Origin of the sequence: Mucilaginibacter ginkgonis (assembly GCF_009754905.2) — a bacterium.
Classification (GTDB): Bacteria; Bacteroidota; Bacteroidia; order Sphingobacteriales; family Sphingobacteriaceae; genus Mucilaginibacter; species Mucilaginibacter ginkgonis.
The window spans coordinates 3,601,761-3,623,873 of record NZ_CP066775.1; the positions used below are offsets into that span (position 1 = coordinate 3,601,761).

Sequence of the window (22,113 nt, forward strand, 5' to 3'; positions counted from 1 at the left end):
TATTAAACAAACATAAACCGCTACACATAAGCAATTTATAAGATTTAAAATCACAATCCACATTTTGTGGTTGATAAAAAACACCGCAGGTTGCGGCATATTAATCTATTTTTGCAGCCTGTTTATTTTTTAGTGTTATAGATGTACGTATTACAAGGGGCCGAAATGACCGTCACCGAAACCAGCCTGATCATAGATTCTGAATACCTGAAACGCAAGGTGCAGGTAAAACTTTTTTTGCCCGAAGATGCTGATACCCCGCTTGTAAACCTGCTACTGCTGAACGACGGGCAGGAGACAGATACCCTTGATCTGAGATCGATATTAGAACACGTGCAAAACAGCGGGCGCATACAGCCCGTTGCCGTGGCCGCCATTTGCGCCGGTAAAGACCGCGTGCAGGAGTATGGTGTTGCAGGCATCCCCGATTTTAAGGGCCGCGGCAGCCGTGCGGCAGATTATACCCGTTTTGTAATTGACGAGCTGATGCCGCAGTTAAAATTGGCAACAGTGGTGCTGCAGTTTAAGCATACCGCCGTTTGCGGATTTTCTTTAGGAGCGCTGTCCGCTCTGGATATTGCCTGGAACAACGCCGATGTTTTTGATATTGTCGGGGTGTTTTCTGGCTCTCTTTGGTGGCGATCAAAGGGTTTGGGCGAAGGTTATACCAATGACCATCGTATAATGCACAAGGTGGTCCGCCAAGGCAAAGACAAACCCGCGCTGAGATTTTTTTTACAAGCCGGCACCCAAGATGAAACCGCCGACCGCAACCGAAACGGAATTATCGATTCAATTGACGATACTATCGACCTGATATTTGAACTGGAAAATAAAGGCTATGTACGGCCACGCGATATGACCTACCTTGAGGTTGTTGGCGGCCGGCACGATATGGCAACCTGGGCTGCAGCATTACCAAAGTTTCTGTGCTGGGCGTTTGGGGGATAATGCCATTTACAGCTATATAAAAATGGCAGCCTTGAATGCAAAGCCACCGCTATCCTGTTCGCCAAGTTTTTAAAAACCCCGGGGGAGCTCAAGCCCCTCTCCTTTGGAGAGGGGTTGGGGGAGAGGTTAACCCAAATACGCCATATCCTCATCGCTGATCTCAATGTCAGCAGCTTTAATGTTTTCTTCGAGATGAGCTACAGAAGTTGTACCCGGTATTGGCAGCATTACCGGCGACTTATGCAACAACCAGGCAATATTCATCTGTGCCGGGCTTACGTTGTACTTTTTAGCCATTTCTTCGATCTTATCCTCGCCCTTATTCAAAGAAGTGTGCAGCGAGAAGTATGGAATCAGCGGAATACCGTTCTGCTCCAGTATGTCTAAAATTTCTTCGCCGCCGGCGCCGCCCATATGCCCGGCAAGCGTAGTGCGCTGGTGGTAGCCATACAGGTTTTGTACGCTGGCGATGTTGCCCATGCCCATGCCTTTTTCTAATTGTGTACGGCTTACGTTGCTAAGGCCAACATGTATGATCTTGCCTTCTTTCTGCATATCGAACATAGCCCCAACCGACTCATCAAAATGCGCTTCATGCGCGGGCATAAAGCGGTAATGGACCAAAGTGATCTGGTCTTGCTTTAGTTCTTTTAAGTTGTTATCGATGCTTTTGCGCAGCTCGTCGGGTTTGCTATATGGGTTCCAGCTTTTGTCGCTGCCGCGGATGGCGCCAACTTTTGTGCCTATCACCAGGTCGTTTTTGTATGGATGCAAAGCTTCAGCGATCAAACGGTTGGTAACACCCGGACCGTAAAAGTCTGCAGTGTCTATGTAATTTATTCCTGCATCTATAGCACGTTTAAGCACGCGCAATGCTTCATCCCGGTTTTTTGGTTCGCCGTAAAAGCCTTCGCCGGTAAGGCGCATGGTGCCGTATCCTAAGCGGTTTAATGTATAGGGATTAGCGGTGTTAGCACCGATCTGGATAGTTTTCGGATTTGACATTATTATAGTAATTAAATTGTGCATTGCTAACGTTACCGATTTGGCTTTGTTTGCGCGCTAAAATCAAATTTGACTAAAGTCCTTCTCCAAAGGAGAAGGGTTGGGATGAGGCCTTAAAACATCTTTCGATAGATCACAAAGTCTGATTTCGTTGCCACTTTATTATAAAGCTGCATTGCGGTGTGGTTGGTTTCCTGCGTAGTCCAATACACCCGTGGGCAGCCTGCTTTTTTCGCGATTTCATAAACCGCATTAATTAGCGCGCGGCCGACGCCTTTTCCGCGGACTTCGGGCAGTGTGAACAGGTCCTGCAAATAGCAGTTGGGATTTATGGCACTGGTGCTGCGGTGGAACAGATAGTGCGTCATGCCCAAGAGTTAGCCATCATGCTCGGCCACCAGCGCGTGCACTGGTTCGTAAGCATCAAAGAAGCGCGCCCAGGTTGTTTCTGTAACTTTTGCGTCGAGTGCGTTAGCGTCAACGCGATGGTAAAAAGTGTTATAGCCTTCCCAAAGGGGCAGCCATTGGTCATAGTCTCTTTTCTCGATCGGGCGGACTTGAATTTGCATAAATCAAAACTATTAAAACTTCTTATTTTCCGTCAAGTGTATACGCCGTTTATCTTTCAGAGTAGGTTAGGAGTGGTTAAACTATTTATCTATCTTAGTCAGCATGAAGCGTTTATCAGCCCTACTTTTAGCAAATTTCTTATGTGTGCAGCTATTTGCGCAGCAAACCCAAAAGCCAATGATCTATGGCAGCAGCTGGATGGCTATTACCGGCAAACCAATGGCAGCAACGGCAGGGGCAATGATATTTCAGCAGGGTGGTAACGCTGTTGACGCCGCTTGTGCCATGCTGGCCGCGACCTGCACCATGTGGGATACCCTTAGCTGGGGCGGCGAAACGCAGGCACTCATCTACAACCCAAAAACCGGGAAAGTGATCGCCATAAATGCAATGGGTGTAGCGCCTACCGGCGCGACGGTAGAATTTTTTAAAAGCAAGGGATACAACTTCCCTCCCGAATACGGCCCGCTTGCGGCAACCACGCCGGGCACACCCGGCGGATTAATTTACATGCTGATGAATTACGGCAGCATGAGTTTAAAGCAGGTGCTGGCACCTGCTATGCACATGGCGGCAGGCTACGCGATAGAGGCGCAGAGTGCAAACACCATGGCCCGCGACCACGATATGCTGGCTACATGGCCATACAGTAAAAAAGTGTTCTTTACCCATCCGGGGGAAAAACGGGAGACACCCGAACCGGGCGAAATATTTGTGCAGAAAGACTTGCTAAATACCTTAACCAAAATGGTTGATGCCGAGACCGCGGCACTTAAAAAGGGCAAAAGCCGTAAAGAAGCGTTGATGGCAGCTTATGATCGCTTTTATAAAGGTGACATCGCCGAAGAGTTTGTTCGCGGTTCTAAGGAACAAGGCGGATTAATTACCATGCAGGACCTGGCTAAGTGGAAGCCGATAGAAGAACAGCCATTGAGCATTAACTATAAAGGCATTGAGGTTTATAAACTGCAGCAGTGGACGCAAGGCCCTGTGATGCTGCAAGCGCTAAATATTTTGGAGAATTTCGATTTGAAGGGGATGGGCTACAACAGTTCGAAGTATATCCATACCCTGTATCAGGCCATGAACCTAAGCTTTGCCGACCGCGACTTTTATTACGGCGACCCCTACGCCAACACAGGCCAGCCAATGAAAGGCCTGTTAAGTAAGGAGTATGCAAAACAACGCGCGGCGTTAATACAATATGACAAGAACGATGCAAAGATCGGCCCTGGTAACCCTTACACCTTCGAAGGAAGAATCAATCCATACATCAGGCTGCTTAAAGAACGTGGCTTTGAGATGGATACCACTAAAAGAAACTTCGCGCCAAAGCACGACCTCGGCATGAACTCGCCTAAAGACGCAGACTACCAGGACAGGCTTTGGCGGGGTACTACCTCTATAGAAGCAGCTGACAAAGACGGCTGGGTAGTGTCAGTAACGCCAAGCGGCGGCTGGCTGCCGGCATGCATTGCAGGCAATACAGGTATCGGCATGAGTCAACGAATGCAAAGCTTTGTGCTGGATGCTGCATTAAATCCATTTAATGTAGTTGCTCCCGGCAAGCGCCCGCGGGTAACGTTGTCGCCGTCAATGTTCTTAAAGGATGGCAAGCCATTTTTGAGCGCCGCCGTTCAGGGTGGGGATACGCAGGATCAAAACTTGATTCAGTTCTTTTTAAATGTAGCCGAATTTGGCATGAACGTGCAGCGCGCAACTGAGGCGCCTAACTTTAACACTAACCAGTTGTGGCTGTCGCTCGGCGGAAGCAAAATTTCCGACCGTGAGCCCAAACCCGGTCAGATATTATTGAACAGCAACACGCCACAAAACGTACGCGAAGAGTTAAAGAAATTGGGCTACACCCTAAGCTTTACAGAACGCACCAGCGGGCCTATCAACGCGGTATACTTCGACACCAAACACGGTACACTTTGGGGCGGCAGCAGTAATCACGGCGAGGATTATGGGATTGGTTGGTAGCTACTGTTAAATTTTGGATTGATCTAACTACTTATCCGTCAATATATTTCAAAATAATTTTTGAATAAATAATATAAAGTCTACATTGTGTCGGTTTAACACAAAGAACCAATTAAAACCAATTTTTAGACTTTATGAAATTTTCGAAACTTGTGTTTCTGGCATTGCTACTGCCCGTAGCGGCAAGTGCGCAGAAAAAAGGTGCGGCAAAAACGCCAATGCTGGGCAAAAGCCCGGTTAAAGATGTTGTTGCCGCCATGACCATTGAAGAAAAAGTAAAATTGCTGGTAGGTATGGGCTTCAACATCGAAGGCATCCCTGCCGGTATGCTGCCACCCGTTGCACCCGAAGATAAAATACCAGAGAAGGTTGCCGGTGCAGCCGGGCGCCTGCATGCCATTCCGCGTTTAGGCATCCCAACCATTACCGTTGCCGATGGCCCTGCCGGCGTGCGTATTAATCCAATCCGCCATAAAGACAGTACTAAAACATATTACGCTACCGCGTTCCCTGTTGGTACACTGCTGGCATCTTCGTGGGATACCGCGCTGGTGCGCCGCGTAGGTATGGCCTTCGGTCACGAGGTTAAAGAGTACGGGGTAGATGTATTGCTGGGCCCTGGGATGAACATTCAGCGTAACCCGCTTGGCGGCCGTAACTTCGAGTATTTTTCTGAAGACCCTATCATCAGCGGCAACATGGCCGCGGCGATAGTAAAAGGTATACAGTCAAACGGTGTGGGTACCTCTATCAAACACTTTGTAGCCAACAATGCCGAATACAACCGTACCGCGCTTAACACTTTTGTAAGTGAGCGCGCCATGCGCGAAATTTATTTGAAGGGTTTCGAGATCGCCGTTAAGAAGGCTCAGCCTTGGACGGTGATGTCTTCATACAACTTGGTTAACGGCACTTATACTTCGCAAAACCGCGACCTGTTAACAACCATTCTGCGTAACGAGTGGGGCTTTAAAGGCTTCGTGATGACAGACTGGTTTGGCGGTAAAGACGCGGTTGCACAGGTAAACGCGGGTAATGACCTGATGATGCCTGGTACCCTTACCCAGACAAACGCGATACTGGCAGCAGTGAAATCCGGCGCTATCAGTAAAGCGCAGTTGGATGCAGATGTGACCCACATCCTGACCGTGATACTGCAAACACCGACATTTAAAAACTATAAATATTCTGATAAGCCGAACCTGGCTGCCGACGCCATGGTAAGCCGCACCGCAGCTGCTGAAGGTATGGTATTGCTGAAGAATAAATACAACGTGCTGCCGTTAAGCGGCACCAATGTGGCCTTATTCGGTAATAATGGCTATAACCTGATCACCGGCGGAAGCGGCAGTGGTATGGTGAACAAAGCTTATGTAATCTCGCTTAATAAGGGCTTGCAAAATTCGGGCTACAGCGTAGATCCGTTATTGAGCGACAGCTATGGCGCGTACCTGGCAGATGCAAAATCTAAAATGCCGAAACCTACTATGCTGTCGATGTTTATGGCGCCGCCGCCAATTGCAGAGATGCCGTTAACGCCCGAGATATTGAAGAGCCGTTCGGCTGCAAGCGACGTAGCTGTGATCAGCATTGGCCGTATAGCAGGCGAAGGTGCAGACCGTAAGCCTGATGACTTTAACCTGAGCCGGGTTGAACTGGACATGATCGATAATGTGAGCAACGCATTCCATGCTGCGGGTAAGAAAGTAGTTGTGGTCTTGAACATTGGTGGTGTGATAGAAACCGCGAGCTGGAGAGATAAGGTTGATGGTATCTTATTGGCGTGGCAGCCGGGCCTCGAAGGTGGTAACGCTATCGCCAATGTTTTGCGCGGCAAGGTAAACCCATCAGGTAAACTGGCGGTAACCTTCCCGGTAAAATATATGGATGTGCCAAATGCTAAAGATTTTCCGGGCAAGCCACTGCCGGGTACAACAGCGCCTGCTAATCCAATGTTGGGCGCACAGCCTAGCGAGGTTACTTATGACGATGGCATTTTTGTAGGTTACCGTTACTTCAACACGTTTAATGTAAAACCTGCTTTTGAATTTGGCTATGGTATGTCATACACCGACTTTGGCTATAGCAAATTCGCGCTTAGCTCAAATAAGTTTAACGGCCGCCTTACCGCTACGGTTTTAGTGACCAACAAAGGCAAAGTTGCCGGTAAGGAGGTTGTACAGTTATACATTAGTGCGCCGTCTAAAATGATGCAGAAGCCAGAAAGCGAGTTAAAAGGCTTTGCGAAAACCCGCTTGCTAAAACCGGGCGAAGCACAATTACTGACATTCATTATCAGCGCGGCAGACCTGGCTTCGTTCGATACCTCGTCAGAATCATGGATGGCAGAAGCCGGCGATTATAAAATTAAAATAGGCGCGTCATCAACAGATATTAAAAAAGACGGCAGCTTTAACCTGGCAAAACCAATAACGGTTGAGCATGTGCATAAAGCCCTTGCCCCATCAGGACCCATCAATGAAATAGTAAGAGCACAATAATTAGCTGATATTAATTTTAAGCCCCTTCCGAATACGGAAGGGGCTTTTTAGTTTGGGAGGGTTAATCTGCAAAAGCGCTTGCATAATCATCGGTATAAGTTTAATTTGCAAGCCATCAGAAAACCAATTACTTCTCTCTCACATTATGAAAAAACTTTCTGCTCTTTTACTATCGGTATGCCTGGGCGTTACGGCGTTTGCGCAGCCAGTAAAAAAGGTATCCATTATTCCGGAACCTGTCGAGGTTAAAGAAACCGCGGGTACGTTTACTTTACCAAAATCTGTGTCGATAGCTGCTCCCGCAAGTGCAGGTATCACGGCAAACTACCTTAAGAATAAACTGCAAGCGGCTACACATTCGGTGATCACCACAAAAAGCGGAGGCACTGCAACTATACAATTGGTGCTTAACAAAAGCAATAACGCAGTTATCGGTAAAGAAGGTTATATGCTTACGGTATCACCAAAAAATATAGTGATCACTGCAAATGAGCCTGCAGGCTTGTTCTATGGTGTGCAGTCGCTATTGCAGTTATTTCCTAAAGAAATTGAAAGTCAAACACAGGTTGCCAGAGCGTGGACAGTGCCATGCGTTAAGGTTACAGACTATCCGCGCTTTGCGTGGCGTGGTTTGATGTTCGACGTTTCGCGCCACTTCTTTACTAAAGCAGATGTTAAGCAATACATAGATAATATGGTGCGCTTTAAATTCAACCTGCTGCACATGCACCTTACAGATGATGAAGGCTGGCGTATAGAAATTAAGAGCCTGCCTAAGTTAACCACTATTGGTGCCTACAACGCAAAAAGGGTAGGTTATTTTGGTTCATTCCCGGCGCCGCCTGCAGACGAGCCACGCACTTACGGCGGTTTCTACACCCAGGATGACATTCGCGAGTTGGTTAAATATGCCAAAGATCGTTATGTAGATATCCTTCCGGAAGTTGATGTTCCGGGTCACAGTTTAGCGGCTGTTACTTCTTATCCCGAACTTTCTGCCACGCCTGGCGCGGATAAATATCATGTACGCTCTGGCGAAGAGATCATGGACTGGAGCCACGGTCAGCCGCCGGTTGCATTGGTTGATAATACCTTAAACCCCGCCAGCGAAAAAACCTATGAGTTTTTAGATAAGGTGATGACAGAGGTTGCTCAGCTATTTCCATTCCCGTATATCCATGTTGGCGGCGACGAATGCCCTAAAAACTTTTGGGCTAAAAGCGATTCGGTGACTGCACTGATGAAACGAGAAAACCTGAAAGATTATGAAGAGGTACAAAGCTACTTCGAAAAACGCTTAGAAAAGATAGTTGAATCTAAAGGCAAACGCTTTTTAGGCTGGGACGAAATATTGGAAGGCGGACTGGCACCTAACGCCGCTGTAATGAGCTGGCGCGGAATTGAAGGCGGTATCAAAGCCGCCAAGATGGGCCACGAAGTGGTAATGAGCCCTACAACTTACGCCTACATAGATTATATGCAGGGCGATGTATCGATCGAGCCGCGCGTTTATGCAACCTTGCGTTTGTCAAAAAGTTATTCTTACGAACCGGTGCCGGATGGTGTTGACGCTAGCCTGATCAAAGGCGGACAGGCTAACTTGTGGACAGAACAGGTATACAATATGCGCCATGCAGAATATATGACCTGGCCGCGCGGTTTGGCAATCGCTGAAGATTTCTGGAGCCCGAAATCTAAAAAGAACTGGGACAACTTTGCCGGCAGGGTAGAGAACCAGTTTAAACGTTTCGACGCGGCCGATGTGAAGTATTCGCCTGCGGTATATGACCCGGCCATTACTGCCAGCGTTGGCGCAGATGGTAATGTACAGGTATTTATGAGCACCGAGTTGAAAGACCTGGATATTTATTATACCTGGGATAATAGCTTCCCCGATAACCATTACCCAAAATATACCAGTCAGTTGGTTGTCCCTAAAGAAGCTTTTGAATTAAGGGTAATTACTTACAGAGGCGGTAAACCAATCGGCAGATTATTGACAATACCTGTTACTGATCTGAACAAAAGGGCAGGCAAGAAGTAGGTTTGCACTAAATTGTATAATTTGTCATTGCGAGACCCGGCGAATGTCGGGTCGCGGCAATCTCATAGGCAAGCTTGTAAGTAAATAGCTAGAGATTGCTTTGTCCCTAGCAATGACATTTTCTTTTTTCTAACATGACCACCACGCTTAAGCGCACTAACTCCACCAACGCCGATTTTCTATCCCTTGTTGCCAAACTTGATGCCGAGCTGGTTGACATGTATGGCGAGCAAATGGATTTCTACGGGCAATACAATAAAGTTGATAAGCTAAACAACTGTATTGTTATTTACGATGATAATGTGCCTGTAGCCTGCGGTGCGTTCAAAGAATATGAACCCGGCGTTGCCGAAGTGAAACGGATGTATGTAGAGCCTGGCGCCCGTGGCAAAGGTTTTTCTAAACAGGTATTAGGCGCTTTAGAAGTTTGGGCAACGGAACTTGGGTATCATCAAATTATCCTTGAAACCGGCGACCAGCAAATTCCGGCAATGGCGCTTTACAATAGCATGGGCTACCTGGAAACAGAAAACTATGGGCAGTACATTGGCGCGCCGAGCAGCGTCTGTTACGCAAAATCGCTATAATTTCTGATTATGAAATTTCTATCACTTGAGCCATTTGTGCCATCGGGCAGCAACTTTGAAGGCTCGAAACAATTGTTTTTGGATTTGGGGTTTCACATTAATTGGGAAGTGGATGGTTATGCAGGCTTTCAGCGCGATGAATGCCGTTTCATTTTGCAGCAATATGATGTAAAAGACTTTGCTCAGAACTTTATGCTGAGTGTAAAGGTGTCGAACATAGAAGAGTTCCAGCAGGATGTTGTCAATAAGCAATTGGCAGATAAATATAGCGTGCGCGTAAGCAAGATCATGCAGCAGCCTTATGGCCGCGAGTTAAATCTTATTGATATCGCGGGTGTTTGCTGGCATTTTGTAGAGCAGTAGGTCTCACACTACCAAACGGCATTGCGAACCGCCGCAGGCGTGGGGCAATCTCTTTTGGCAAGTTAGAACCCAACTTGGCGATTTCCGCGGCGTCACGATAACGATCGGGATTCTTCGCAATGACAATATGTGTTGCCACAACCTTAACTATATAAACCCGATAGCAGCGATATGCCGCAGGCATTTAGCGGATAGCGGGGCCAACAATAATAGTTGCATTGACCTTGCTTTTCGAGAAATCAATCGCTTCTCCTTAAAGGTCTTTATTAATCCCCTCCAAATGATCCGAGTACATTTAGGCCTAATCCGACCTTTGTCACCAAATTGTCTTAGAACGTTTCTAAATAGAATAAACAAGGGGTATATCGCATGCCGACTTTATTTCTTTTGGTTTATATTAAATAATTTTGTTAATAAATCTGTCAAATAAATGAGTCAATCTAAACATACCTTAAACTCGTCGCTGGGCAAGAAGCTCATCATGGCTTTAACGGGGTTGTTTTTGTGTACGTTCTTAATTGTGCACCTTGCCGGTAACCTGCAGCTTTTCCAGGATGATAACGGCTATGCGTTTAATATTTACGCCAACTTCTTAACGCACTTTCCGCCAATCGAGGTCATCGCTTATTTGCTGTATGCCAGCATTATTGTTCATGCAGTGTATGCCTTGATCCTGACCATTAAAAACAGGCAGGCAAGACCGGTTGGCTACGCAGTGACTACAAAATCGCCAACATCATGGTCGTCACAGAACATGGGACTGCTGGGTTCAATACTGTTTTTGTTCATCGTGATCCACATGGGCGATTTCTGGTATAAATACAAATTTACCCACAGTGTGACATTTAAAGAGTACCGCACCAACCTGGGCACGGGCGAACGTACAGTATCTAATTACACGCCTGAGAAGCCGGACTTCGAGCATTCAGTATCATATGATCAAAACAACGAGATCATCCGTGTTAAAGATTTGCATACCAAAGTGGCAGAGAGCTTTAGCCAATTATGGTACGTGGTCATCTATGTGATAGCGATGCTTGCACTGGCGTTCCATATGCTGCATGGTTTTCAAAGCGCGTTTAAAACGCTGGGTTGGGTACACCGCAAGTACAATGGCATTGTGTACTTTATTGGTACCTGGTTTTTTGGTGTAATTGTTCCGCTTGGCTTTGCAGCCATGCCGGTTGTGTATTACATCATGAGTTTAAAGAAGTAAGAAGTTATCAGGTCCATAACTCCCTCTCCTTTGGAGAGGGTTGGGGTGAGGCCTCTAAAACGTATAGAAAATATGACTTTAGATGCAAAAGTTCCCGAAGGCCCATTAGCCGATAAATGGAGCAAGCATAAATTTAACTTAAAGCTGGTTAACCCCGCTAACAAACGTAAGTACGACATTATTGTAGTCGGTACAGGTTTGGCAGGCGCGTCGGCGGCGGCATCGCTGGCCGAATTGGGTTACAATGTAAAAGCGTTTTGTTTTCAGGATAGCCCCCGCCGTGCGCACTCCATCGCGGCTCAGGGTGGTATAAACGCTGCTAAGAACTATCGTAATGATGGTGACAGCGTTTACCGTCTATTCTATGATACTATTAAAGGTGGTGATTACCGTGCTCGCGAAGGCAACGTTTACCGCCTGGCAGAAAACTCTGTACACATAATAGATCAATGCGTTGCACAAGGCGTGCCTTTTGCCCGCGAATACGGCGGTATGTTAGATAACCGTTCATTTGGTGGCGCGCAGGTATCACGTACGTTTTACGCACGCGGCCAAACTGGTCAACAGTTATTATTGGGCGCCTATTCGGCGCTAAACCGCCAGATCCACGAGGGTAAAGTAAAGATGTACACCCGTACAGAAATGCTGGACGTTGTTGTGGTTGATGGTAAGGCGCAAGGCATTATTACCCGGAATTTAAAAACGGGCGAGATAGATACACATACCGGTCATGCGGTATTGCTTTGCACAGGTGGCTACGGCAACGTTTTCTACCTGTCTACAAACGCTATCGGCTCCAACGTAACTGCGGCATGGCGGGCGCATAAACGTGGTGCTTACTTTGCAAACCCTTGTTATACGCAAATCCACCCAACTTGTATCCCGGTTACCGGCACACATCAAAGTAAATTAACGCTGATGTCTGAGTCGTTACGTAATGACGGCCGCGTGTGGGCACCAAAGACTGTTGAGACTGCAGAGAAACTGCGCAAAGGCCAGCTTAAGGCAAGCGATATAAAAGAAGAAGATAGGGATTACTTCCTGGAACGTAAATACCCTGCATTCGGTAACCTCGTTCCGCGCGACGTGGCTTCCCGTAACGCCAAAGAGATGGCTGATGAGCACCGTGGTGTTGGTGCGTCCGGCTTTGCGGTTTTCCTTGATTTCGCCGACGCGATAAAGCGTTTGGGCGAAGAAACCGTAAGGGCTAAATATGGTAACCTGTTTGACATGTACATACAGATCACCGACGAGAACCCGTATAAGCAACCAATGCGTATTTACCCTGCGGTGCATTATACAATGGGCGGCCTATGGGTTGACTATAACTTGCAGACCACCATCCCGGGCTTGTACTGTTTAGGTGAAGCTAATTTCTCTGACCACGGTGCTAACCGCTTAGGTGCTTCTGCCTTGATGCAGGGCTTAAGCGACGGTTATTTTGTCATCCCTTATACCCTTGGAGATTACCTGGCTACCATAGGTCCGAAGCCTATCGACGCAAGTCACCCTGCTTTTGCAAAAACCAAAGAGGATACCATAGCTCATATTAATAAACTGCTGGCGCTTAAGGGCAACAAAACAGTTGTTGAATACCACCGCGAACTTGGCCACATTATGTGGGAGTATTGTGGTATGGCCCGTACTGCCGAAGGCTTAACAAAAGCCAAAGGCATGATAGCTGAACTTAAAGCGGACTTCTGGAAAAACGCTATTGTTACCGGCGAGAATGAAGAGATAAACGCTGCCCTGGAACGTGCGGGCCGTGTTGCCGACTTTATTGAGTTGGGGGAGTTAATGGTTGACGACGCTTTAATGCGCGCCGAATCATGCGGCGGACACTTCCGTTTAGAATCTCAAACACCGGAAGGTGAAGCATTACGCGACGATGAAAACTTTGCCTTTGTTGCTGCATGGGAGTTCATGGGCGAAAATCAGCCGGAACGTTTGAATAAAGAAGAACTGGTATTTGAAAATGTTAAGCTTACGCAGAGAAGTTATAAGTAAGGAGTGAATGGTGAGTGATGAATTGTGAGTAGGTATCTCGCGTCTCATATCTCACATCTCAAATCTAAAACAATGGATAACGCAAATATGAAACTGACGCTTAAAGTATGGCGTCAAAAAAATGCACAAACCCCTGGTAAGTTTGAAACTTACAAGGCCGAAGCTATCTCGCCGGACATGTCGTTTCTGGAAATGCTAGACGTGGTGAACGAAAGCCTTACTGTAGCCGGTCAAGAGCCGATACACTTTGACCACGATTGCCGCGAAGGTATTTGCGGTATGTGTTCATTATATATCAACGGTCGCCCGCATGGCCCTAAACGTGCCATTACCACTTGCCAGCTGCACATGCGCAGTTTTGAGGATGGGCAGACAATAACTATCGAGCCTTGGCGCGCTGCACCGTTCCCGGTTTTGAAGGATCTGGCTGTTGACCGTTCGGCGTTCGACCGTATACAGCAAGCGGGCGGTTACATTTCTGTAAATACGGGCGGTGTACCCGATGCTAACGAGATAGCTATACCTAAGGTAATTGCCGATGAAGCTTTCAACTCAGCTACGTGTATTGGTTGCGGAGCTTGTGTAGCGGCATGTAAAAATGCGTCGGCAATGCTGTTTGTATCTGCAAAGATCACGCAGTTAGGTTTGTTGCCGCAAGGCCAGCCAGAGCGTTACCGCCGTGCGCAAACCATGGTTGCACAAATGGACGAAGAAGGTTTTGGTAACTGTACCAACACCGGCGCCTGCGAAGCAGAGTGCCCTAAGGAAATTACGCTGACCAACATCGCTACGATGAATAATGACTACTTCAGTGCTAAGCTATTCCGCCAGGAAGAGGTGCATGAAGTGCAACACGGCGAGTAAGTAAATATTTAAATAAACGGAAGCGGCTTTTTGAAAACAAAAAGCTGCTTTTTTTATACGTAAAATTTCGGCAGTCAACGCTACTGCAATAAAAAAGGCCCAACTTATGTTGGGCCTTTTTTATTTATATTTTTCCAGATGTATTAAGTGGAGGAGCGGTTGGGTTACTGCCTCCGCCGCCATTATTGCCTCCGTTATTCGGGTTCATGTCGTCGGGGTTTTGATCTTGCTGATCATCTCTTTGCTGATCTTGCTTTTTGCGTTGCTGCTTGTTGCCGCCAACTGTCTGGCCAAAGCGATAAGATAGCGTGAAGAGTACAATGCGTGTTGCAAACCGGCGGTCTGAGGTTTGGAAGAGTCGGCCGTCACCGCTGGTAACTGTATTGCTGAATTTGCGGGTATTGAAAATATCGCGGGCGTTGGCGCTAAAGTTAAGCGTTTTGGTAATATCGTATTTCAGACCACCGTCAACACCATACAACGCGTTCTGCGTGCCTTGTGCGGTTACTTGTCTGCCTTGATAATCGCCGCGGATCTGAAAACCTAATTTTGGTAACGGCTTAACGTTTGCAGTCAAGTTACCATTAAAAGAGGTACCTGATGATGAACGGATGCCTTGTAAGGCATTGCCATTTATGCTGCGGTAGTAAACGTTAACATTGCCCGTAAGATCAATTATTTTAGATGGTGTCAGCTTAGCGATCAACTCGTAACCGCCATTAGATGCACTGGTTACGTTATCGAAAGTTGTAAGTGTAATGGTGCTGCTATTGCCGTATAAGGTTTGTATCCGCTGAATATCATCCAGGGTTTTTCGGTAGTAAAGCGATGATGTAAGTGTTAACGCTTTAAAGTAGTTGATATAGCTTAACTCAAAAGCATGTGTATCTTCGGGCCTCAGGTTGGGGTTACCCTGCTGATAGTTCTGACGGTCGCTGCGATCCAAAAAGGGCGAGATCTGCCTGTCGCGCGGGCGGCTTACCCTGCGGCTGTAGCTTAATTGCAACGTTTGGTTCTCTGTCAGTTTTTGGGTCAGAAATACGCTTGGATATATCCTAAAATAATCTTGGTTGTGATTTTCTACATTATTCAACACAGTAGTCTGCGTAGTAATATGCGCGTCCTCTGCACGTAAACCTGCTTGTAAGCTAAAATTGCCAAAACTATGCTGGTAATTGGTATACAACGCATGAACCTGCTCATTATAAGTAAACAAGTTGCCCAGCGTATCCGCACGTACAAAGCGGCCCGCAACTTGGTTTAGCGTATCTACCGTGTAGTTATTATCAGTTTTGTTAAATGTGCTGCGGTAGCCCATTTCCAAACGGCTGTTTTTTAACGGCAGCACGTAATCGGCTTGCAGGTTTAAGTTATGCTGGTTACCCAGATTGAAGTTGTTCTGTAAAGAATTATACCCGGTAGGCAACTGCCCCGAAAACTGGTAATTATATAGGGTATTCAGGTAATCGGTATTGTCGTTCTTGGAGGTTGAATATCCGATGTTGGCAGTTAACTCTTGCTGGGGCTTTTTGTACTTGTGGCTAAAGTCCAGATTAAAGTCCAGATTATGGCCGCTGCCGTTACTGGTATTATTTCGGGTGATGGTTTCTAAGATCGTAGGCCCCGCCAGGTTGGTAAATCCGTTTTGCAGCCTGTCGTTAGTACGGATGTTAATGTTATTGGTAAGGCTAAGCGTAGTCTTCTTATCCAGGTAAAAATCTACACCGCTGCGAATGTTATTCGAGTTGATATTAAAACTCTGATCGGCAACCTGATCTTGTGTAATAGTACCGGTGCTGCCATTTGTGATGGTGTGGCTGGTGCCGTTACCGATCCGCGTACCCTTGCGGAAGCTATAGTTGGTGTAAAGGTTCACGGCCTTTGTCTGATAAGCCAGGTTAAGAGAGGTATTGTAGGTGTGTTGAGTGCCGGCAGTAACTGAGGCGGAGCCGTTGAACCCAACCTGCGCATTACGTTTTAACACAATGTTGATGATACCCGATTGACCTTCCGCGTCGTATTTTGATGATGGGTTAGTGATCACTTCGATATTCTCGATAGAACTGGCTGGGATGGACTGCAAAATATCAGCGAGGTTGGCTCCTGTTAACGCTGAGGGCTTGCCGTTAATAAGTATGCGCACATCGCTTGATCCGCGAAGGTTTATGTTACCGTCAACATCCACTTGTACTGATGGTACATTGCTTAATAAGTCGGTAGCAGAACCCCCCTGGCTTACTAAACTTTGGTCAACGCTAAAAACTTTTTTATCTGTGCTTAGCTGTATCTGGCTGCGTTGCGCCGTTACCTGAACCTCTTTAAGTACACCTTTAGCTGTAGTCAACTTAACCGCGCCCAGGTTTATTGCCGCGCCGCTGATTAGTACATTATCGTTACTGAAAGATATATAGCCTACAAATGAAGCCCTGAAAATATAAGTGCCGTTTGGCACGCCTGTGATATTAAAGCCACCGCCTAACGCGGTTTGTGTACTGCGGAATGGTTTGTTATCGGCCTTGTTGATCAGTGATACGGTGGCGAATTCTAATGGCTGGCCGTTGGCGCCGTCAACCAATTTGCCCGAAACAGAGCCGCCTGTTTGCGCATGTGCCAGAGTTGCTAGAAATAAAATAGGGGTAGCAAGTAAAAGAAAATATAAACGCTTGAAATTCATGGTGCAAAAATCATTCTTTTTAACACCCATCAACCCGTAAGCCTGTAACTTTGTTGATATTATATACTGCGTTAATGGTAAAAATTCTATTACCAGAATATTAAATAAGCATGACTTTTAGGCTGACAGTTAGCTTGTCTAATTATAAATAGCGTCCATTGTTGCCCAAACTTTATCAGCGACAGGTAGTGGAGAAGCCTCGACAAAAATCGTCTTTGGTTCTTTTTTGATAACGCGGATATGTAGAACAATGGGTTTCTGTGTCATATAGTCGAGCATGGTAACTGTTCCCTGATAAGCAATATCATTTGATTTTAGATCGATCAATTTTACCGTAACCGGGATGGAATAAGCCGGGTCTATGTTAGCCAATCTGAGGTTCGATATCAGCAGGTTTGTGTAGTATATTTTCAAGGCGTTCTCTAAACCGGATTTGTCGAGCGATGGGTATCCGGTGAGCGACCATTTAAAACAATATGTCCAATACAAGCGCGATTTATTGTTCGCCCAGTCAGGCGAGAAAAAGGCTTCTTCCGTTCCCGTGTACGGAAACCCGGGCGCGAAGGATGGCGGCAGGTTGAATTTTTCTACTGTCCAATCCGGCGGCAATTTGTGCTGTACAGAAGTTTGGCTTATGGCTTCCAAACCTACCGAGATCAGCAATATGAAAAAGAAAGATGGCCTTAGTTTCATTTGCAGCTAAATTATCGCAAGCAAATGTTAAAAAACGTTACCAGCCTTGTTAAAGAAAGTTAAATACGGATAACTATACAATTAGAATATTTCGCCTACGTCTATAAACAAGCCGTTTGAGCCCTGCCTGCCAAAGCCATAATCGATAGCAATATTGGTGCGCGATGTCTTATTCAATTTGACACGCAATCCGGGACCAATTGCAGGTTGTACCGCTTGTAAACGTGTACCCGGCTGTGCAGATAAACTCTGCGCGTTAGCAAAGATCACCCCTCCGAGTAAACCGTTTTTTGTGATGGGGAAACGATACTCCGACTCAAGGTAAACCATTTGAGCACCCCTAAAACGTCCCTGAATGTATCCGCGGCCAGTAGCAGAGTTCTGGTCCCAGCCCGTACTCGGTAAGTTAAGGTATGATGGGCGCCCGCCAACTACCAACCAATTGTATGACCATAAGGCCAAAGTGTTATGCGACCCTTGCGGGAAGTTGATGTATTTGCGAACGTCTAATGTCAGCGACTGCCAGTTTTGTGAAGAGCCGAGGAAAGTTTGGTTTGTGCGAAACAACAAGCTGCCGTAAAACCCTTTAGCAGGATTGATGGAGTTATCGCGCGAGTCATAAACGAAGTTCGCCGTAAGGCCGGAAGCTAAATTTTTCCTATTAGTGCCATAAAGGTTATATGCTGATGGTTTGCCATCAAGCGTACCCTCTTCGCTTATATTGGTGTACGAATCGAGGGCATACCCAATACCACCATACAAGTTACCTGTTATATGGCGCAAAGCGGTTTCGTAGAAACGGAAAAATGTAAAATCCATAGGATTTTCATCGTCAATATTTGACGAGCTGCCTAACCCGAATGTACTTTGCGGATAACGGTAAAAACGGTAATCGCCTATAAAATTATATTTGTTGTTCTTCGTCCAGATACTGCTTTCGATAGGAATGATAAACTGTTTGTTTAATGTGTAAGAAACACTGGTAACTAAAGTTGATATGCGCGACTGCGGCCCCGTGCGCCAGGCTACGTTACCTGCTAAAACAAAGGCGAGTTTAGTTACCAGGGTGTATCCCACTGCCGGTACAACAGAAAACTCGGGCTTGGTAGTAACGGAATCTGATTTGTTAGATGCCTTATGACCGAAAAGCCCGAATAATACTTCCGGCAGGTCTTTTTGGTCGGTCGGTTTATTTGAATCTTTAGTGGTATCCGCAACGCCTTTTTTACCGGTAATTACTTGCGGAATGGAGATGTTCTTTTCTACGGTTTGCGCATAAGCGGCAACCTGCAACACGCCGAATAATACAGTACAGTGTAGGATCTTTACGAAAAATCTGGTCAAAACAGCAGCTTTAGGCAGGGGTATCAGGATGCAATTTTAGTACAAATAGCCAACTTATTTATAAGCAATGTGTAATAATTAATATTGCTTACAATCCCGAATAATAGTCGTACCCTGCTTCTGCCCAGTAATCGCGCGGGCGCTCATTGCTGAACGACATGGTGCCAATGCGTTTTAAGTTTTTAATGCCATATTTTACCGGGATGATCAGCCTTAATGGTGCCCCGTGCTCCATGGTTATGGGCTTGCCGTTCATTTCATAGGCAAGGATGGTTTGCGGGTGCAAAGCACTGGGCATATCCAAACCGACGTAATATTTCCCATCGGGTGTCTCCAGGCCCATGTAATCTTTTTTGGTTTGTTGGGCAAGGCCGAAATGTTCAATAAAGTCTATCACCTTAACACCACCCCAATGTTGTATCTGGTCCCAGCCTTCTACACATTTAAAATCGAACACGATGTCTGTCTTTGGTAAGGCTTTGATCTGGTCGAGCGTAATATTTTGCTTTGATCCTTTGTCCGTAATTACCTGTAGCTGCCATGAGGCAACGTCATATTTCTGATCCTCGATGCCTATCAAACTGTTTACCCTTGGCGGGTTTGCTGCAAGTGCTGCCGGATAAGTGCGCACCAGGTGGCGGTTGCTGAAAAAGTTGCGGAAGAAGAGTTCTGTTTTGTTAAGCGCCTTGCGCAAAGGCTTGTGTGCACCCGCTGTAATTGCAGGTTTCTCGATAGGCGAATGATAAAGCCATTTCCATCCTTCGAAAGCAGCTCCGGCACCTATAAAAAAAGTAGCGAACGATATAAAGTTGCGGCGCTTGATAGTTTTATCAAGCGGTTGTTCTTCAGCCGGTTTATTTTTATCGTTAGGCATTATTTGCTATCGGCGTTAGACATAGGTTTCGCGCTTGTTTTCTCGGGCTTGTCAATTATTTCAAAACCCGAAATAACAGAGCGAAAATTGTTCCACCCGGCCAGGGCAACCTGTATTACATGTATCACAAAAAATATGACGTATCCAATGGTAAGCACAAAGTGTATGATGCGTGCAGTATGATAGCTACCGCAAAGCCAGGTTAGCCAGCCAAACTGTACGGGTTTATAAATAGCCAGACCTGTTATTAAAGAACCAAAGCCCATAATAATGATTGCGGTATAGGCGATGCGCTGGGCTGCGTTGTATTTATTTTGAGGCGGCGCCATTTTACGGATGTGCAGATCATGCAGCAATACCTGCCATGCTTCTTTGAACGATTTTTTCTGTGGCACCAGTTCGCGCCAACTGCCCGACACTATTGTATAGATTACGTATAACAAACCGTTTACGGCAAAAAACCACATAAACAGAAAATGGAATGCCATACCTTCTGACAACCGGTGCGGAATGTTGAAAAACTTGTAGAAGCCTTGCGGAAAAAACCTGTAGAACGTGTGCCCAAACAACGTGATCTTATAGGTGTCGCTGGCCCAGTAAATAAGCAGCCCGCTCCAGATCATCACCGTTAGAATAGGGAAGTTAATCCAGTGTGTCCACCGCATTATTACCGAATGTTTTTCTTTGATGGCCTTCATCGGTCTTATAACGAAATATTTTGAAGGCTGGTCTTGCAGGCCGCGCTTATTTGCCCGTTAGTTTGGTTCTGTAGAAAAGCGATCACTTCCAGGTTTTTAGTATTCAACCCTTTTGATAGTTCAATGTTGCCATTGCCTGAGGGCTTCTTTAAGGTTAGCGTTTGCAGTTGACGTACAATTTGCACATGAGCCAATGTGCGGCCGCTGTTTTCGCCGGCTTCTACCTTTGTAGTTGCAGACTTTTGCACTACAGCTACCACTAAAGATGTGTTGCTTTCATTGCCGCTTGTCTTGTAGTTAAAATTAATATGGTTACCGGTTAAGGTCAAATCATTTAAGGAAAGAGTGGAGTTTGCCTCGCTTTGTTCAGCAGCTTTAATGCTGTTACGTAAAGTGCCTTCTTCAGACCCGATGAATTCTTTACGGCCGTTAACCACTATCTGCGGCGTATAAACACTTGAACCCTTTATCCAATTTACATACTGTTTTTGTTTTGCTGTACAAGCCGCGTCGCTAAATACGTCGCGCCAGCCCAGTCGGTTCCAGTAATCAACATGATAAGCTAAAATGTAAACAGGTTTACCTGCCATCTCATTTTGTATACGGGCAATCAGTGCATCTGCCGGCGGGCAGCTGGAGCACCCTTCAGAAGTAAATAACTCTACTACAGCAAATCCCTGACGCGCGTGATTCTTCTTAAAAATTCCATTAGTAGTGAACGCAGTAGCAGTTATCACTACAATAACCAAAGCTATAACCGTTGTTAATTTAGTCCGTGTCATTTCGCAGGTTTCAATATAAATCTAAGGTACTAAATAAATCGCCTATCGGCATGTTAATCCGGCCTTATGCATTTTAAAGTGAGCACAAATTTCTATTTTAGTTATTGAAAGTCAGGAGTTTATAGCCATCTTCATCGTTGCCAGGCAACAAATTGATGATTGCAAAGTTTATTTATAAGAGGTTTTATTATTTATTAACCAACAGGCGGTGACCACAAATTGCCGCCGATTTAATTTTATAACATCTTATTATGAGAAGATCATTTTTCGTTGCCGCCATTGCAATGGCAGGTTTATTCGCAGGTAAAGTTAGTGCACAGACACAAGACACTACAAAAAAGACAACCACAACAACAACTACTGCCACAACCAGCACAGCGCCGGCACCGACCCTGGACGTAGCTGCAATACTAACAGCCAATACAGATTACTCAACCGCAGCCGCGGCAGTAAAAGCTGCTGACTTGACAACCGCACTAGGTGCTGCGGGGCCATTCACCATATTCGCGCCGAACAACGCTGCATTTTCTAAACTGCCCGCAGGCGCGTTAGATGCATTGATGAAAGATCCCGCAAAACTGGCCACAGTGCTTAAAGGTCATGTGGTAACAGGCCGCTACACCAAGGCAGATATTATCAAAGCTTTAACCACAGGCAAGGGTAAAGCAACACTTACAACCATAGACGGTCAAACGCTTACCTTATCTGTAAGCCCAACGCAAACATTGCAGTTAACTAATGCAGCAGGCGTATCTGCTGAAGTAACGGTTTACGACATCATTGGTACAAATGGTGTTGTGAATGGCATCAATGGCGTGTTACTGCCGAAACAGTAAAAATTTAATTTATAAATCCGGGAGCCCGGCTGATTATTTCAGCCGGGCTTTTTTGTTAACTCTTAATAGTTGTATTTCCCTATATCCTAAACAATAGCTTGTAGTCAAGGTTAAATTA

The 22,113-nt window shown here is 46.0% G+C and carries 19 protein-coding genes; 10 read left to right on the forward strand and 9 right to left on the reverse strand.

Annotated features, from left to right (window positions below; genetic code table 11):
- Nucleotides 1-165 precede the first annotated feature (165 nt).
- The gene (locus tag GO620_RS16730; protein ID WP_244139434.1) at nucleotides 166-951 is read left to right on the forward strand and encodes an alpha/beta hydrolase; all 786 of its coding nucleotides are present in this window, start codon (nucleotides 166-168) and stop codon (nucleotides 949-951) included.
- A gap of 126 nt (nucleotides 952-1,077) precedes the next feature.
- On the opposite strand, the gene GO620_RS16735 is transcribed toward GO620_RS16730, so the two are convergent.
- From GO620_RS16735 to GO620_RS16745, 3 genes are all read right to left on the reverse strand, one after another.
- Nucleotides 1,078-1,956, reverse strand: a complete 879-nt coding sequence (locus tag GO620_RS16735; protein WP_198173553.1) for an aldo/keto reductase — start codon at nucleotides 1,954-1,956, stop codon at nucleotides 1,078-1,080.
- A gap of 113 nt (nucleotides 1,957-2,069) precedes the next feature.
- Entirely contained in the window at nucleotides 2,070-2,324 is a 255-nt protein-coding gene (locus GO620_RS16740; RefSeq protein WP_198173554.1) for a GNAT family N-acetyltransferase, read from the reverse strand.
- A 9-nt stretch (nucleotides 2,325-2,333) separates the two neighbouring features.
- Complete coding sequence (locus tag GO620_RS16745; protein WP_198173555.1) at nucleotides 2,334-2,525, reverse strand: hypothetical protein; 192 nt, start codon at nucleotides 2,523-2,525, stop codon at nucleotides 2,334-2,336.
- Nucleotides 2,526-2,628: 103 nt separating this feature from the next.
- On the opposite strand from GO620_RS16745, the gene GO620_RS16750 reads away from it, so the two are divergent.
- From GO620_RS16750 to GO620_RS16785, 8 genes are all read left to right on the forward strand, one after another.
- A complete protein-coding gene (locus GO620_RS16750) occupies nucleotides 2,629-4,512 on the forward strand; it encodes a gamma-glutamyltransferase family protein (RefSeq protein ID WP_157525077.1) in 1,884 nt (627 codons plus the stop codon).
- A gap of 134 nt (nucleotides 4,513-4,646) precedes the next feature.
- The gene (locus GO620_RS16755; RefSeq protein WP_157525079.1) at nucleotides 4,647-7,013 is read left to right on the forward strand and encodes a glycoside hydrolase family 3 C-terminal domain-containing protein; all 2,367 of its coding nucleotides are present in this window, start codon (nucleotides 4,647-4,649) and stop codon (nucleotides 7,011-7,013) included.
- A 145-nt stretch (nucleotides 7,014-7,158) separates the two neighbouring features.
- Nucleotides 7,159-9,057: a beta-N-acetylhexosaminidase gene (locus GO620_RS16760; protein WP_157525081.1), complete on the forward strand. Its 1,899-nt coding sequence runs from the start codon at nucleotides 7,159-7,161 to the stop codon at nucleotides 9,055-9,057.
- 134 nt (nucleotides 9,058-9,191) lie between these two features.
- Nucleotides 9,192-9,644 (forward strand): GNAT family N-acetyltransferase, encoded by a 453-nt coding sequence (locus GO620_RS16765; RefSeq protein WP_157525083.1) that lies wholly within the window; start codon nucleotides 9,192-9,194, stop codon nucleotides 9,642-9,644.
- 9 nt (nucleotides 9,645-9,653) lie between these two features.
- A complete protein-coding gene (locus GO620_RS16770; protein ID WP_157525085.1) occupies nucleotides 9,654-10,007 on the forward strand; it encodes a VOC family protein in 354 nt (117 codons plus the stop codon).
- Between the two features lie 430 nt (nucleotides 10,008-10,437).
- Entirely contained in the window at nucleotides 10,438-11,223 is a 786-nt protein-coding gene (locus GO620_RS16775) for a succinate dehydrogenase cytochrome b subunit (protein ID WP_157525087.1), read from the forward strand.
- A gap of 72 nt (nucleotides 11,224-11,295) precedes the next feature.
- Nucleotides 11,296-13,230, forward strand: coding sequence for a fumarate reductase/succinate dehydrogenase flavoprotein subunit (locus tag GO620_RS16780; protein ID WP_157525089.1), 1,935 nt, complete (start codon nucleotides 11,296-11,298; stop codon nucleotides 13,228-13,230).
- A 72-nt stretch (nucleotides 13,231-13,302) separates the two neighbouring features.
- Nucleotides 13,303-14,094, forward strand: coding sequence for a succinate dehydrogenase/fumarate reductase iron-sulfur subunit (locus tag GO620_RS16785; RefSeq protein ID WP_157525091.1), 792 nt, complete (start codon nucleotides 13,303-13,305; stop codon nucleotides 14,092-14,094).
- Between the two features lie 124 nt (nucleotides 14,095-14,218).
- Here the strand turns inward: GO620_RS16785 and GO620_RS16790 are convergent, their stop codons facing one another.
- From GO620_RS16790 to GO620_RS16815, 6 genes are all read right to left on the reverse strand, one after another.
- A complete protein-coding gene (locus GO620_RS16790) occupies nucleotides 14,219-16,768 on the reverse strand; it encodes a TonB-dependent receptor domain-containing protein (RefSeq protein WP_198173556.1) in 2,550 nt (849 codons plus the stop codon).
- Nucleotides 16,769-16,906: 138 nt separating this feature from the next.
- Complete coding sequence (locus GO620_RS16795) at nucleotides 16,907-17,461, reverse strand: hypothetical protein (RefSeq protein WP_157525095.1); 555 nt, start codon at nucleotides 17,459-17,461, stop codon at nucleotides 16,907-16,909.
- 81 nt (nucleotides 17,462-17,542) lie between these two features.
- Nucleotides 17,543-18,805, reverse strand: a complete 1,263-nt coding sequence (locus tag GO620_RS16800) for a BamA/TamA family outer membrane protein (protein WP_198173557.1) — start codon at nucleotides 18,803-18,805, stop codon at nucleotides 17,543-17,545.
- 88 nt (nucleotides 18,806-18,893) lie between these two features.
- Nucleotides 18,894-19,679 (reverse strand): molybdopterin-dependent oxidoreductase, encoded by a 786-nt coding sequence (locus GO620_RS16805; protein ID WP_157525099.1) that lies wholly within the window; start codon nucleotides 19,677-19,679, stop codon nucleotides 18,894-18,896.
- Nucleotides 19,679-20,377, reverse strand: a complete 699-nt coding sequence (locus tag GO620_RS16810) for a cytochrome b/b6 domain-containing protein (protein WP_244139435.1) — start codon at nucleotides 20,375-20,377, stop codon at nucleotides 19,679-19,681. Before GO620_RS16810 ends, GO620_RS16805 begins: the two co-directional genes overlap by 1 nt.
- Nucleotides 20,378-20,382: 5 nt before the next feature.
- Nucleotides 20,383-21,159 (reverse strand): DUF1223 domain-containing protein, encoded by a 777-nt coding sequence (locus GO620_RS16815; RefSeq protein ID WP_157525100.1) that lies wholly within the window; start codon nucleotides 21,157-21,159, stop codon nucleotides 20,383-20,385.
- A gap of 251 nt (nucleotides 21,160-21,410) precedes the next feature.
- On the opposite strand from GO620_RS16815, the gene GO620_RS16820 reads away from it, so the two are divergent.
- On the forward strand, nucleotides 21,411-21,995 hold the full coding sequence (locus tag GO620_RS16820) for a fasciclin domain-containing protein (protein WP_157525101.1): 585 nt from the start codon (nucleotides 21,411-21,413) through the stop codon (nucleotides 21,993-21,995).
- The last annotated feature ends 118 nt before the right edge of the window (nucleotides 21,996-22,113 follow it).

What these genes read in the sequence shown, in the direction of transcription:
- GO620_RS16730 (WP_244139434.1), top strand. Translation starts at nt 166, where the DNA reads ATGACCGTCACCGAAACCAGCCTGATCATAGATTCTGAATACCTGAAA.
- GO620_RS16735 (WP_198173553.1), bottom strand. Translation starts at nt 1,956, where the DNA reads ATGTCAAATCCGAAAACTATCCAGATCGGTGCTAACACCGCTAATCCC.
- GO620_RS16740 (WP_198173554.1), bottom strand. Translation starts at nt 2,324, where the DNA reads ATGACGCACTATCTGTTCCACCGCAGCACCAGTGCCATAAATCCCAAC.
- GO620_RS16745 (WP_198173555.1), bottom strand. Translation starts at nt 2,525, where the DNA reads ATGCAAATTCAAGTCCGCCCGATCGAGAAAAGAGACTATGACCAATGG.
- GO620_RS16750 (WP_157525077.1), top strand. Translation starts at nt 2,629, where the DNA reads ATGAAGCGTTTATCAGCCCTACTTTTAGCAAATTTCTTATGTGTGCAG.
- GO620_RS16755 (WP_157525079.1), top strand. Translation starts at nt 4,647, where the DNA reads ATGAAATTTTCGAAACTTGTGTTTCTGGCATTGCTACTGCCCGTAGCG.
- GO620_RS16760 (WP_157525081.1), top strand. Translation starts at nt 7,159, where the DNA reads ATGAAAAAACTTTCTGCTCTTTTACTATCGGTATGCCTGGGCGTTACG.
- GO620_RS16765 (WP_157525083.1), top strand. Translation starts at nt 9,192, where the DNA reads ATGACCACCACGCTTAAGCGCACTAACTCCACCAACGCCGATTTTCTA.
- GO620_RS16770 (WP_157525085.1), top strand. Translation starts at nt 9,654, where the DNA reads ATGAAATTTCTATCACTTGAGCCATTTGTGCCATCGGGCAGCAACTTT.
- GO620_RS16775 (WP_157525087.1), top strand. Translation starts at nt 10,438, where the DNA reads ATGAGTCAATCTAAACATACCTTAAACTCGTCGCTGGGCAAGAAGCTC.
- GO620_RS16780 (WP_157525089.1), top strand. Translation starts at nt 11,296, where the DNA reads ATGACTTTAGATGCAAAAGTTCCCGAAGGCCCATTAGCCGATAAATGG.
- GO620_RS16785 (WP_157525091.1), top strand. Translation starts at nt 13,303, where the DNA reads ATGGATAACGCAAATATGAAACTGACGCTTAAAGTATGGCGTCAAAAA.
- GO620_RS16790 (WP_198173556.1), bottom strand. Translation starts at nt 16,768, where the DNA reads ATGAATTTCAAGCGTTTATATTTTCTTTTACTTGCTACCCCTATTTTA.
- GO620_RS16795 (WP_157525095.1), bottom strand. Translation starts at nt 17,461, where the DNA reads ATGAAACTAAGGCCATCTTTCTTTTTCATATTGCTGATCTCGGTAGGT.
- GO620_RS16805 (WP_157525099.1), bottom strand. Translation starts at nt 19,679, where the DNA reads ATGCCTAACGATAAAAATAAACCGGCTGAAGAACAACCGCTTGATAAA.
- GO620_RS16810 (WP_244139435.1), bottom strand. Translation starts at nt 20,377, where the DNA reads ATGAAGGCCATCAAAGAAAAACATTCGGTAATAATGCGGTGGACACAC.
- GO620_RS16815 (WP_157525100.1), bottom strand. Translation starts at nt 21,159, where the DNA reads ATGACACGGACTAAATTAACAACGGTTATAGCTTTGGTTATTGTAGTG.
- GO620_RS16820 (WP_157525101.1), top strand. Translation starts at nt 21,411, where the DNA reads ATGAGAAGATCATTTTTCGTTGCCGCCATTGCAATGGCAGGTTTATTC.